The organism is Bacillus cereus group sp. BfR-BA-01331, from assembly GCF_022663915.1.
Classification (GTDB): Bacteria; Bacillota; Bacilli; order Bacillales; family Bacillaceae_G; genus Bacillus_A; species Bacillus_A mycoides.
The window spans coordinates 71,119-85,133 of record NZ_JAKUGJ010000016.1; the positions used below are offsets into that span (position 1 = coordinate 71,119).

The window sequence follows — 14,015 nt, forward strand, 5'->3', positions numbered from 1 at the left end:
TTTCTTCATAATCAAACAAAATGGAAAAATAGCGCTACATACAAAAAATAAGTAACATTTTTTAATATAGCATTTATAAAGAAAAAGGTAAAACAATACCTACTTATTTATAAGTTTTTCAGCCGGTGAAATATATTAACTTCTAAGCGGACAATCCGATCAAAAAAGAACTTGCGAAAATCGCAAGTTCTTCTAAAAATTAAGCACTCTGGTTTCCTTCCATTTGCGTTTTATACATATCGTAATAACGCCCGCGCTTTTTCATTAATTCATCATGGGAACCTTTTTCCAAAATCGTTCCTCTATCAAGCACAATAATTTGATCAGCGCTCTTAATTGTTGAAAGACGATGAGCGATAATAAACGTCGTTCGTCCTTTCTTCACAACTTCTAGCGCTTGTTGAATCATCGCTTCTGTTTCTGTATCAATACTGGAAGTCGCTTCATCTAAAATTAAAATAGCAGGATCAAAAGCAAGTGCCCTAGCAAACGATATAAGCTGACGTTCTCCGGTTGAAAGTGTACTTCCTTTCTCCGTAATTTTTTCATCTATATTGTTCGCAAACCTTTCCGCACCAACATCACGTAACGCCTTTACGATGCGATCTTTTGAAATTTTTTCATTTTCTAAGCTTACATTGGATGCCACTGTCCCGCTAAATAAAAACGGATCTTGCAATACAATTCCCATATGTTCACGTGTTGCTTGTTTCGGCATCTCTGTTACATCATGACCATCAATCGTAAGCTTCCCTTTTTGAAATTCATAAAACTGAAAGAGCACATTCATAATGGAACTTTTTCCTGATCCAGTATGACCGACAAGTGCCACTGTCTCCCCTTGTTTCGCTTCAAAAGAAATATTTTTTAATACTTCATCTTTTCCATTATAAGAAAATGAGACATTATCGAATTTCACATTTCCGGTTAAGCGAGGCATACGTTCTTCTTCTACTGCCTCTCCCTTTTCCTCTAGCAATTCAAACACACGCTCTGATGCAACACGCGATTGCTCTAAGTTAGCAAGTTGGTTCACCATGTTCGTAATTGGCGAGAATAACCTCGTTAAATAATCGACGAAAGCATACAGTATCCCTAGAGAAAGGAGGCCAGAAGCACTTAATGAAGCACCACCGAAATACCAAATTACACCTGTAAAAGCGATATTTCTTAATACAGACACTAAATTATGCGAAGTTGCTGCATTTAAATTTAAAATTTTATTTTGATATTTAAAATAATCACCATTTAACTCTTCAAATTCCTTCTTCGTTTCATGTTCTTGACGAAATGCTTGAATAATTGGCATCCCTTGAATTGATTCATTCACTGTTCCGTTAATATCCGATAAACGCGAACGCATTTTATGATTGTATACAGACGCATACTTTCTATACATAATCGCCCAAACAATTAAAATTGGGATGATAAGTAAGCATAGCGCCGCCAGTTTTACATCAAGTAAAAATAGCGCAGCGAAAATCCCGATAATATAGATGATACTAGAGACGAATGTCGCAAGCACTGTTACATATAAATCACGAATCGCTTCTGTATCATTCGTTACACGCGATACAATTTTCCCTGCTGGTAAATGGTCAAAATAACGAATTGGCAACGTTTGAATATGGGAAAAGACGTCTTCCCTCATAATTTGAATAATTTTGTTTGCCGCCTTCTGTAAGAAGAACTGCTTTCCGTATGCAAATAATGATACGACTACTAATAAAGCGAAATATCCACCGCCAAGTAGTAATAACCTATTTATTTCTGGTTTATAAAACGCAAATACTTCTTCTTTCGTTAAGGCTTTCGATTTATACACTTGCACTGCCTTACCACTTTGTACTGTAAGCACATCATCCTTAACAGAACGAGTTCCTTCAAGCGTTATTTTATTCGGTACAAAATAGTACTGAAAGCCAACTTGAATCACTCGGACTTCTTTCCCTTTTTGCTCACCTTGTTCAAAGCGATCACTTCGCTTATAAAAGGCGCCATTATATGAAACAGCATCCTCACTCTTTTCTGTTTCATACCAGGGTCTCTCTATTCCAACGATATGCTCATCGATCATCGTTTTTGCGACGAAAGGACCCGCGAGTTCTGCAATAACGAAAACAAATAGCATCGCCATCGCTGCAAAAATCGGCCCTTTTACTTTCATCGCGTATTGAAACAATCGTTTTGAAACACTCATATTTTCACCCCACTATCCGTACTTTCACTTTCACCTTGTTGTCTTTCGAACTGCTCTGCATACCAGCCCCCATTTCGAACGAGTGCTTCATGCGAACCTTCTTCAATAACCTCACCGTTATCCATAACGAGAATCCAATCAGCATGCTGCACTGCTGACAAACGATGCGTTGTTATAATCGTCGTCTTCCCGCTTCTTTCTGTTCGTATGTTTTCAATAATTGCCGCTTCAGTACGAGCATCAACAGCTGATAAAGAATCGTCCAAAATTAAAATTTCCGGATTTTGAATAACAGCCCTCGCAATCGAAATCCTTTGCTTTTGCCCACCTGATAAAGAAACACCTTTCTCTCCAACGAGCGTTTCTAAACCTTCCGGTAAAAACTCTAAATCCTTTTTAAACGCAGCTATTTCAATCGCTTTTTCAAGTTCTTCTTCAGTCGCTTCTCTATTTCCGAATAAAATATTTTCCTTCGCTGTTTTTGAGAACAAAATGTGTTCCTGAGGTACATACCCAATCCAGCCAAGTACGTTATCATTCGTAATTTTATCTAGCTTCACATCAGAAACCGCAATATCCCCTTCTCCAAGTGGATATTGACGAAGAAGCTGACGAACGAGCGTCGTTTTCCCGCTTCCTGTCTTCCCAACAACTCCAAGTGTCTCTCCTTGTTTTAAAGAGAATGAAACATTTTTCAAATTCGTTTCAATTGATGAAGGATATGAAAAAGTAACGTTATCAAACTGAATGTAATCTGGCTCTTGTACAACCTTTGGATCTTTCGGATTCTTTACATCCGGTTCATAAGCTAACGTTTCATTTACACGGTCGAGCGACGCATTTCCTCTTTGCATAACATTAATCAATTCACCAATTGCAAACATCGGCCAAATCATCATCCCTAAATAGACGTTAAAAGAAACGAGCTCACCAAGTGTCACCTTTGATTGGAATACGAGATATGCACCGTACACTAAACCAATTAAATAACTAAGACCGACGAGCATTTTCACAGTCGGCTGGAATAATGCATCGATTCTTGCTACTCTCATATTTTTCTCGTATACGTCATCTCCTAAATGATGAAACCTTTCTTGATCAGCGTTCTCCTGTACATACGCACGAATAACGCGTACACCCGCAATTGATTCAAGTACTTTATCGTTCATATCCCCGAACGCATCTTGCGCGACTGTAAATCTTTCATGCAACTTCTTTCCGTATCTATTCATCGCATACGCCATAATCGGAAGTGGTATAAGCGCAGCAAATGTTAACTGCCAACTAATTGAAAAGCCCATCATACAAACGATTGTAAGCATATATAGACTAGAATCAACGAGCGTTAATATACCAAAGCCAGCTGTCATGGAGATTGCTTTTAAATCATTTGTCGCTCTCGCCATTAAATCGCCAGTACGATTTTTTTGATAAAACGTCGGTGTCATCTTAAGTAAATGCCCCATAAATTTTGAACGCATCGTTTTCTCAAGTACGAACGCACCGCCAAATAGTTGGTGCTGCCAAATGAAAGTAAGCACATACCCACCAATCGTTACCCCAAGTAAAATAAAAATATATTGCATAATCGCCTCATTCGTTAAGGCTCCCGTTTTAATATTATCAATGGTAATTCCTAACACTTTCGGTGGAATTACCTCTATCACGTTTACAATTAAAAGTACCCCAATTGCAATACTATACCTTTTCCAATGCTCTCTAAAAAACCAGCTTAACTTTAGTAATACTGAAAACAATATAACCTCCCCTTTCTCGTTCCCGTTTGATTCACATTTCTTTACCCGCTATCCAAACCCATCACATTTACATTTCGTAAGCCATACAATTTCATCACATTTTTCCACCTTCCAAATTCTGATTTTTTATAGTAACAAGGAAAATAAACAAAAAAAAGCATACCGCCGCTTGACGATATGCAATAGAATGCATAAAAGCGTACGTTACGATATACGCAACGTACGCTTCTCATAAGACAAAAAGGTCCTATATATCCGCACGGGTTGCGTAATGATATGAATGTTTTCCGCCATTTAACAGAGCTAAGCCCATTACATTTACGATTACAATCATTACGCACACCCCCTTCATTTATTTTCCATTTATAATCTTACAACTTTATTGAGTATTCTGTCAATTATTTTTTTCGCTTTAGAATAAAATAATCTTTTATCACAAAAAATAAAAGTGATGCATTCTGCTTATAATTCAGTTTGAAATAAGAGAATCTTCTGTAAGAAAGGGCATACAAAATAAAAAAATAGTAAGAAATCGTTTTCACAAACATTTCATTTGAAAAATATTATCAAACCACCTACAATCACCTTATACTCACTCTTACAAGTTGCTATTTTAGGAGGACTAATCATGACAACTAGCAATACGTACAAATTTTATTTAAACGGAGAATGGAGAGAAAGCTCTTCAGGTCAAACAATCGACATTCCATCTCCATACTTACACGAAGTAATTGGACAAGTACAAGCAATTACTCAAGGAGAAGTAGATGAAGCAATTGCATCTGCAAAAGAAGCTCAAAAATCATGGGCTGAAGCTTCTCTACAAGATCGCGCAAAATATTTATATAAATGGGCTGATGAGCTCGTAAATATGCAAGATGAAATTGCCGATATCATTATGAAAGAAGTCGGTAAAGGCTATAAAGATGCGCAAAAAGAAGTCGTTCGTACAGCTGACTTAATTCGTTACACAGTTGACGAAGCACTTCACATGCACGGTGAAAGCATGATGGGTGATAGCTTCCCTGGTGGATCTAAATCTAAACTTGCGATTATTCAGCGCGCACCACTTGGTGTTGTATTAGCAATTGCACCATTTAACTACCCAGTAAACTTATCTGCTGCAAAACTTGCACCAGCACTTATTATGGGTAACGCTGTTATCTTCAAACCAGCAACTCAAGGTGCAATTAGCGGTGTTAAAATGGTTGAAGCACTTCATAAAGCTGGCCTTCCAAAAGGTCTTGTAAATGTAGCTACAGGACGCGGTTCTGTAATTGGTGACTACTTAGTAGAACATCCTGGCGTAAATATGGTATCGTTCACAGGTGGTACAAATACAGGTAAACATTTAGCGAAAAAAGCTGCGATGATTCCACTTGTATTAGAACTTGGTGGTAAAGATCCTGGTATCGTTTGTGAAGATGCAGACTTACAAGAAGCTGCAAAGCATATCGTAAGCGGTGCATTCTCTTACTCAGGTCAACGTTGTACAGCTATTAAGCGTGTACTTGTACATGAAAATGTAGCAGACGAACTAGCTGGCTTATTAAAAGAGCAAGTAGCTGAACTATCAGTTGGATCTCCAGAACAAAACAGCACAATCGTTCCATTAATCGACGACAAATCTGCTGACTTCGTTCAAGGTTTAATTGACGATGCTGCTGAAAAAGGTGCAACAATCGTTATCGGTAACAAACGTGAGCGCAACCTAATTTATCCAACGTTAATCGACAACGTAACAGAAGAAATGAAAGTTGCTTGGGAAGAGCCATTTGGCCCAATCCTTCCAATCATCCGTGTTTCTTCTGACGAACAAGCGATTGAAATTGCTAACAAATCAGAGTTCGGTCTGCAAGCAAGTGTCTTCACAAAAGACATTAACAAAGCATTTGCAATTGCTAACAAAATCGACACTGGTTCTGTTCAAATTAACGGACGCACAGAGCGCGGCCCTGACCACTTCCCATTCATCGGTGTAAAAGGTTCAGGTATGGGCGCACAAGGTATTCGTAAGAGCCTTGAGTCTATGACTCGTCAAAAAGTAACTGTATTAAACTTAGTTTAATCTTATATGTAGCAGCTGATCTAATATTTAGGTCAGCTGCTTTTTAGTTAAAACCCTCCAAGCCCCAATAACGAACTCTTCTCTATAATCTGATTATTACCATATCCATTGACGTATAAAAATACATTTGTTACTCTTAAACATGTTAATTTAATACATAAATCCTCATTCGTATCTCGGTGAGGTAGAGGTTGCAATCATTAAAAGTATCATTTCAGGAGATGTAGTGGCATTGATGAAGAAATGAGAAAGGAATGATTGCCGAAGTAAGTCGTGTCCACCATGCACGCTTGCTGGGTCTGCATTTAATAAGTGCAGAACTGTCACAAACGTTTCGTTTGTGGAGAGCTATCGAGAGGTATGTCGTGGGTTTCTTATAAGATAGAAAGCATGTAGCGACAAATTACGTGCTTTTTTTGTTTTGTTTGGACCTTCTCTTCCTTATCAGGAAGACATACATATCTCCTCGCTTGACTTGGTTATACTAACTTTGGAGGTATTTTCTATGCAACAAAAAAAATGGGGCTTTTGGGTACTAACAGCTTTCGTTGTCGGTAACATGGTTGGCGCTGGTATTTTCATGGTGCCAAGTACGTTGGCACAAACAGCAAGCCCACTCGGTGTCACTTTAGCTTGGTTAACAACAGGGTTTGGTGTTTTAATGCTAGCTCTTGTTTTCGGTAATTTAGCAATTCGTCGTCCTGATTTAACGACAGGACCACAAAGTCATGCATATGCTTTATTCTCAACACCAAAAAGAAAGAAAATGGCTGGTTTCAGCATGGTGTGGGGATATTGGGTTGCAAACTGGGCAAGTAACGTTGCCATCATTACATCTTTCGCGGGATATTTATCACTCTTCTTCCCGATTATGAAAGATACGCGACTATTATTTTCAATCGGCTCGTTCGATATAGAAGTTGGAAAGCTCATTACATTTACTATTTGTTCCGTCTTACTATGGGGCACACATTTAATTTTAACAAACGGTGTAAGCGGAGCTGGGAAGCTCAACTTCCTAGCAACAACAACGAAAGTAACTGGATTCCTTCTATTCATCATTGTTACGTTATTTGCGTTCGAAGCTTCAAAATTTGGACAATGGTACACACCAATGATCGATAAAGAAGGCGTATCACACGGTCTACTTTCACAAGTAAACTTAGCTGCTCTTACAACACTTTGGGCATTTATTGGGATTGAATCAGCGGTTCTTTTATCAAACCGAGCTACTTCTCCCAAAACGGTAAAACGTGCGACTGTTGCAGGATTACTTATCACAGTTGCAATTTACTTAGGAATTACAATTTTAACAATGGGTGTGCTTCACGTTGATAAATTACAAGCTTCTGAACGTCCATTAGCAGATGCGCTAAACGCTGCAATGGGTCACGGCGGCGGGAAACTTATGGCATTACTTGCTCTTACTTCCCTATTCGGTTCAATATTAGGCTGGATTTTATTAAGCTCAGAAGTACCTTATCAAGCTGCAAAAGAAGGTTTCTTCCCTTCCTTCTTCGCAAAAACAAACAAAAAAGGAAGTCCAATTCATTCACTACGATTAACAAACATTATGTCGCAAGTGTTCTTATTCTCAACATTATCAGGAACAATTGCGGAAGCTTATACATTCGTTATTACCGTATCAACACTGGCCTACCTCATTCCATATCTCGTTTCACCAATCTTCCAGTTAAAACTAGTCGCAACTGGTGAAACATATAAGAATGAAATGGGTTCAAGAATTATGGATGGTGTAGTTGCAGTTATCGCACTTTGCTATGCACTATGGGTTATTAAAACAGGAGCATCCGATATAAAAACATTTCTTCTCGGAATTGGTTTATTCGGGATTGGCTTTGCCTTCTATCCATTAATGAATCGTGATCAGAAAAAAAATAAAGAAAAGAAAAACGAGCAAGTTGCGTAACGCAATTTGCTCGTTTTTTACTTTATAAAACATATATAATAGAAAAAAGAGGTGAAAAACATGTCAATCGAATCACTATGGAGCTCTCGCTTTCAACAACATATTCAAAATGCCATCACATACTTTGCACGTATGATTAACGGTTTACTATATAGCTTCATCTTCGTCTCATGTGTAGGTGCATATTATTACGCTAAGTTTCTTAAAACGGACCCTTCTAAAGGAATATCTTTATTACTCATCACGATCGTACTTACACTCATTATAACGAGATGCCAAGTTCGCACATTTATTCAAAAACCGGACGCTGTCTATTTACTTGCATTAGAAGAGAAATTAACATCTTATTTTAAAAAATCTCTTCTATATAATTACATCATTCAGCTTTTCCCGCTTATATTTACGTTCCTTATTCTCGTACCACTTGCACTGCAATCATTACAATTAACCGTACCTTTTTTATGTACAATCTTTATCGTTTTAATGATTTTAAAAGGCTGGAACATATACATACATTGGATATGGCGTGATAGTTATGAAAAAAGCATATGGCTTATCATTCGTGTTGCTTGTAATGCACTTTTCATTTACATGCTGTTTTATGTTGCAAATATCATTGTGCTAGGCGGCTTACTATTACTTCTTGCCTTTCTACTCCTATATACAAAAAAACAGCCCACAAAGCGAATACCGTGGGAATACATAATCGAGCAAGAAGAAAAAATGGACATACGATTTTATCAATTCGCTAGCATCTTTACCGATGTTCCGCAGCTAAAAAAACAAGTAAACGGCAGAAAATGGCTTACGAATTGGATCGAACCTTTACTACATAAAAAACAAGCTACTTTCTTCTATTTACATACACTTGCATTTTTACGTGGTAATGATTATTTCGGTATATATATTCGCTTGGGAGTAATCGGTGCTTTCATCCTATATTTTGTTCCGAATATATACGTAAAAGGTGCTATCGTTTATATCATCCTATATATGATTTCTATGCAGCTTCGTTCTCTGTGGAAATATTTTTCGGGAAATATTATCGTAGCATTATATCCAATTGATACTGAAGAACGAATGAGTCAATTTCTTAGCTTAATTTTCATATTGCTAAGTATTCAACTCATTGTATTTTCAAGTGTTATACTCATTGCTACAGTACAATTTTTACATAGCCTTATCATTATGGTTATCGGGTTACTCTGGATCAAATTTATTATTGTACCAAAAACGAAGAAACGAATTTCCGCATTTTAACGAAAAAGAGGCTGCACATCACAGCCTCTTTTCTCGTCCCAAAATTTCTAATCACTTTTCATAGGCAGTTCTCATATAGTGAAAATGACTATACAATTCCTATCCATAAGTTAAATAATGATTTTACACATATAAATAAAAAAGATAGGAGACCTATTATGAACAACAATCCGCCTGCAACGCCCCAAAACAACTCAGAAAAAAATAGCCGTGACATTAAATTGCAAACATTACGAGTCATCGGACTCATCGTCCTCATTAGTGGTTATATTCTCGTCGCTCTCTCAGAAGTGGGTGAACTGAAGAATCTTTTAACAAGCCCGAATACCAATCCTGACTTAGCTGAAGTTGATCCGTTTTAAAAATTATATAAAAAGCGAGTCCCAGTATATAACTGGCTCGCTTTTTATATAGTTTTATCCAATCTGAGAAACCTCCCTTTCATCCTCATACTTTTCTTTCCCTATCGCCTTCATAAATAATAAAATACTGCTCATACCAACGATGAAATATAGAGCACTCATGCCCCAAGATGCAATAAATGAACCTAGCATAACACCTAATGCACCATTCATTTTCGCAACTTGAAAGACCATTCCGTTAATCGCCATATATGAACCTCTTGCCTCATTCGGCACCATATCTGCCATAATAGATTGACGAACTGGCACATACATCATCTCTCCTACAGTTTGGAAAAGCCCTGCGATTAATAAGATCCATAAACTATTGCTCGTTCCGAGTATGGTAAATCCAATTGTATAAATGAATAAGCCTACATATAAAATTTTTAAATCGTTAAAGCTTTTCAGCATTTTAATAAGAAGCGCCGAACATAACACAACTAAAATTGTATTCTCTGCTGAAATCCAGCTGAGCATTCGAATACCTGTTAAATCGAATGTAAAACCATTCCCAAAGAAAAAGTGCACCGTTTCAAATTCCTTCTGTAAACGTATCCCTAAATAATTATTAATTTGAAACTCTAACGATAGTGTACATATACTTGCTGCACAAAAAATTAAAAACGCTCTATCTTTCATCACGACTTTATAACTATCTGCCATATCTTTTAATACATTTTTCTTCTCCACCGTTTTTCGTGCCACATACACTTCTTCCATATATACAGCCATCACATATAAAGTAATAACTGCAATAACTGTTAATCCGATAAACAATTGCAATCTATAGTTCTCAAATAGTAATCCGCCAAATATTGCCCCAATCGCAATTGATAAGTTAATAGCCCAGTAGTTAATACTGTACATCACTTTTCGATTTTCAGGTGTGCTCACATCTATTAACATCGCTTCCGTCGCTGGATTCATAAGTCCAGATCCTAAACTATTCACTAACATAAACACAAATGTTAGCCACGGTGAATCTACATAATCTGAGTTTGCAATTCCCATACAAGCAATGGAAACGACTTGTATACTTTGGCCGATAATCATTACTTTTTTACGACCGAGCCGATCTCCAACATACCCACCATATAAACCGATAATTAATGCTGCTAGCACATTGATGAGTAATAAAGCACCAGCAATCGCACTACCTAATTTTATTGAAAAGTAAATTGCCATAAATGGAAAAATCATTGTGGATACAGTGCGTGTTAAAAACGAAGTTATAATTCTAATTTTTATATTTCGGTGCATACTCCAAAATCCCATTGTTTCCCCCTCCTTATGCTTATTCATTTTACTTTGAAAAAGAGGAAGAAAAAGGTTAGAATATTCTAAAGAGTTTCCCCTTTTAAATAGAAGGAAGTGCATACATATGAAGATTATGGACTATTATGTTCGTTTAAGGTTACATTCACAAGATCAGCAACTTATACGAAATAGCTTACAAGAATTAGCGGATGTTTTATATTGCAGTACGAAAAACGTAAAGATTTTATTAAAGAAAATGAGCGAGGAACAATTCATTAAGTGGACGCCGGGGCGTGGTCGCGGAAATAAAACAGAAATTGTATTTGTACATAGTTTCCTAGAAGCAATTGAATCCTATACAGATGAACTGTTAGCGCAAGAAAAATTAAAGGATGTTTTTCTTCTTTTAAAAGAACCTCTACCCCTTGCACTTCAAAAAAAGATAGAAAATAAACTACATCATCATTTTGGATACAAACCTTCAAATGATATGTACGACATATTGAAGATTCCTATATCAAGAAAGATATTCCCATTAGATCCGGCTTTTGTGGCTGTAACTACGGAGAGCCATCTTACGAGTCAAATTTTTGATACGTTAGTCGTTTATAATGATGTTACTGAAAAAATGGAACCACACATTGCACATACGTGGGAATTAAGTGCAGACGGGCTTACGTGGACCTTTTATTTACGAAAGGATATACATTTTCATAACGAAACAGTTTTAACTTCTAAAGATGTACAATTTTCATTTGAAAGATTAAAACAAATCCACTCCCCTTTCGAATGGTTAACAGAAGAAATTGTTCAAATTGAAACACCATCACCACTGCAAATACGATTTCATTTAGCAAAACCTAACGTTTTTTTCTTACGTTATGTGAGTTCCATGCAACTCGCAATTTTACCGCATGATGCAGTTATTCAAAATCATCACTACATAGGTACTGGACCTTTTAAACTTACTCATTACTCTGAAGATAATATCGTACTCGAAGCGTTCACCCATTATTTTAAAGAGCGTGCGTTATTAGACCGTATTGAATTTTGGGGTATTCCTGATCATTTGCAAATAGATGCTGATTATGAACTACCAAATGAAGAGGAAAATGAAAGGCATGATATACAAATAGAAGAAATAGGTTGTATTTATGCTAGCTTCAACTTTACAAAACCTGGTCCTCATCACGACATTCACTTTCGAAAAGCTTGGAGAGAACTATATGACGTTGAAACGATACTTCGTAACATAGAGGGCAGACGAACAATTGCTGCATCAAGCTTTTTTCCTGAAAGAAGCCGCCAAGTTCCTAACAGGTCCTACTCTTTAGAAAAAGCGAAAGATTATTTAAAAAAGAGCACCTATAATGGCGAAACAATACATATTTATTTCTTCGCATTTAAAGATAGTGCAAATGATGCACATTTCCTAAAAGAACGCTGCGAACAATTAGGAGTACACGTAGAACTTCACCCATTTCTCGTTTCAGATTATATGGATCGTTCTATTGATAAACATGCGGATATTATTTTCATGGGGGAAGTATTTGCTGCTGATCATGAAATTGCATTTTTAAATGTATTTAAAAATAAAAGTTGCTTCGTAAATCGATTCATGGACCCACACTATGCAAAACAAATTAATTGTTTACTTGATACCTTTTTATTAGAAGACAATAAAGAAAAACGGTATAAGCTCATGTATGAGATTGAAGAGTTTTTACAAGCTGAAAACATCATTTTATTTAACTATCACGTTTTAAAAAGAAAAACATACCCTTCTTCTTTAAAAAACGTAACAATTGATTCATTCGGTTGGGCGAATTTTGCGAAGTTATGGATACAGCCATCCCCGCATTAAATACGGGGATGACCGTAATTATTGAATGACTTCTTCTAAATGGTTCTTCAAGTTCTCTAAATAATTCTCAACAGTAGGATTTTTCACCACATCATAACAAGCAAAACTCTTTAACGGACTCATGCCAAGAAACTTCTGCACACGATGTAAATGAGTAAGTGCTGATTCTAAACTTTCTCCTTCAAAGAACTTCGTCTTATCTCCGAATGCTTTTTCAGGTGCATTCCAAGTTGTAGAAAACATATACTGCTTCTCTTTTAATAAACCACCTGTTCCATATTCATCTGCACCTTTAAAGAACAAACCGTATTCATACACTTCATCCATATATGTTTTAAATAATCCCGGTACACTAAACCAGTAAATAGGTGTTTGATAAATTACAACATCAGCCCATAAAAACCTCTCTTGTTCGTCCTTAATACTATAGCCATCTTGAATCGTTGTTGTTTTCACATGATGATTCTCGCCTAATACAGTTACCATATAATCTACTAACGTTCTATTTAATCGTCCTTCTTTCGTACCATATTTTTCATGTCCATTTATAATCAATATATTTCCCATCACTTTTCTCTCCCCTATATGATCTACTCTTCAGCTATTAAGCCGAGTTGCTGCTTCAGCGTAAGATTATCTTCTAAATGCCAATCTTCCGTTACCTTTCCGTCTTTCACATGTAAAATATCAATTGCAAAAAAATTGATTTTCTTATCATTATGAGTTCCTGTAAAAGAAAGACGAGCTGTTACTTTATCACCAACGACTAATAAATCTTCAATCTCGCAATGTATATCAGGAACTACTTTACGAAAGTTTTGCGCCGCAAGCTTTAATCCTTCAGTGCCTTGTGGTCGACCTTTCGGCAGTGTGTTATCGAAAAAATTTTCAGTAACCGTCTGCGGAATAAGCTCCTCTTTACCTGTATCCCAAAATGCATAAAAACGCTGAGCTGCATGAACTCTTTCTGTCGCTTCTTTTTTGCTCAGTGAAGGATCGATTGTCATTGCTTTTGGCTTCGGCATTTCCTTTAATAACTGAATTTCAGTTTTTTGCTCAACACTACATGCTACAAGCACAATACAAATGACAAAAAAACTAAGAAACATAAACAACTTTTTCATACCCATGGAAATCACCTCCTCCTCATACAAACCCTTTGTATTTCGTATTGCTATTGTATATGCACTAACTTCCTTTATGGAAGTAGTGATATTTTTTTCATATAGTTACCAAAAAGATAGTTTTGTGATACGATAAGGCAAATTCATTCAA

At 36.6% G+C, this 14,015-nt stretch carries 10 protein-coding genes and 1 riboswitch; of the genes, 5 read left to right on the forward strand and 5 right to left on the reverse strand.

All coding sequences use genetic code 11. The features are described 5' to 3' along the window. Positions 1–199 precede the first annotated feature (199 nt). Both MR155_RS22670 and MR155_RS22675 read right to left on the reverse strand, forming a co-directional pair. Positions 200–2,200: an ABC transporter ATP-binding protein gene (locus tag MR155_RS22670; protein WP_242311144.1), complete on the reverse strand. Its 2,001-nt coding sequence runs from the start codon at positions 2,198–2,200 to the stop codon at positions 200–202. Next, on the reverse strand, positions 2,197–3,957 hold the full coding sequence (locus MR155_RS22675; RefSeq protein WP_002063973.1) for an ABC transporter ATP-binding protein: 1,761 nt from the start codon (positions 3,955–3,957) through the stop codon (positions 2,197–2,199). The genes MR155_RS22670 and MR155_RS22675 overlap by 4 nt, the downstream gene beginning before the upstream one ends. 628 nt (positions 3,958–4,585) lie before the next feature. Here MR155_RS22675 and gapN point away from each other — a divergent pair. From gapN to MR155_RS22695, 4 genes are all read left to right on the forward strand, one after another. Continuing rightward, the gene (gene gapN / locus MR155_RS22680) at positions 4,586–6,025 is read left to right on the forward strand and encodes an NADP-dependent glyceraldehyde-3-phosphate dehydrogenase (RefSeq protein WP_002010835.1); all 1,440 of its coding nucleotides are present in this window, start codon (positions 4,586–4,588) and stop codon (positions 6,023–6,025) included. A 177-nt stretch (positions 6,026–6,202) separates the two neighbouring features. Next, positions 6,203–6,384: riboswitch (Lysine riboswitch) on the forward strand. A gap of 146 nt (positions 6,385–6,530) precedes the next feature. Beyond that, entirely contained in the window at positions 6,531–7,955 is a 1,425-nt protein-coding gene (locus MR155_RS22685; protein ID WP_002087377.1) for an amino acid permease, read from the forward strand. Between the two features lie 60 nt (positions 7,956–8,015). Continuing rightward, complete coding sequence (locus MR155_RS22690; RefSeq protein WP_242311145.1) at positions 8,016–9,215, forward strand: ABC transporter permease; 1,200 nt, start codon at positions 8,016–8,018, stop codon at positions 9,213–9,215. A 158-nt stretch (positions 9,216–9,373) separates the two neighbouring features. Beyond that, complete coding sequence (locus tag MR155_RS22695; RefSeq protein ID WP_219301322.1) at positions 9,374–9,577, forward strand: hypothetical protein; 204 nt, start codon at positions 9,374–9,376, stop codon at positions 9,575–9,577. 54 nt (positions 9,578–9,631) lie between these two features. On the opposite strand, the gene MR155_RS22700 is transcribed toward MR155_RS22695, so the two are convergent. After that, complete coding sequence (locus MR155_RS22700; protein ID WP_242311146.1) at positions 9,632–10,894, reverse strand: MDR family MFS transporter; 1,263 nt, start codon at positions 10,892–10,894, stop codon at positions 9,632–9,634. A gap of 106 nt (positions 10,895–11,000) precedes the next feature. Between MR155_RS22700 and MR155_RS22705 the strand changes: the two genes are divergently transcribed. Further along, positions 11,001–12,740 carry an SgrR family transcriptional regulator gene (locus MR155_RS22705; RefSeq protein ID WP_242311147.1) on the forward strand — a complete coding sequence of 580 codons (1,740 nt, stop codon included), beginning with the start codon at positions 11,001–11,003 and terminating at the stop codon, positions 12,738–12,740. Between the two features lie 18 nt (positions 12,741–12,758). Here MR155_RS22705 and MR155_RS22710 read toward each other — a convergent pair whose 3' ends face one another. Together MR155_RS22710 and MR155_RS22715 are read right to left on the reverse strand one after the other, a co-directional pair. Then, entirely contained in the window at positions 12,759–13,307 is a 549-nt protein-coding gene (locus MR155_RS22710; protein WP_242311148.1) for an NAD(P)H-dependent oxidoreductase, read from the reverse strand. 23 nt (positions 13,308–13,330) lie between these two features. Further along, a complete protein-coding gene (locus MR155_RS22715; protein WP_242311149.1) occupies positions 13,331–13,870 on the reverse strand; it encodes an ester cyclase in 540 nt (179 codons plus the stop codon). Positions 13,871–14,015 lie beyond the last annotated feature (145 nt).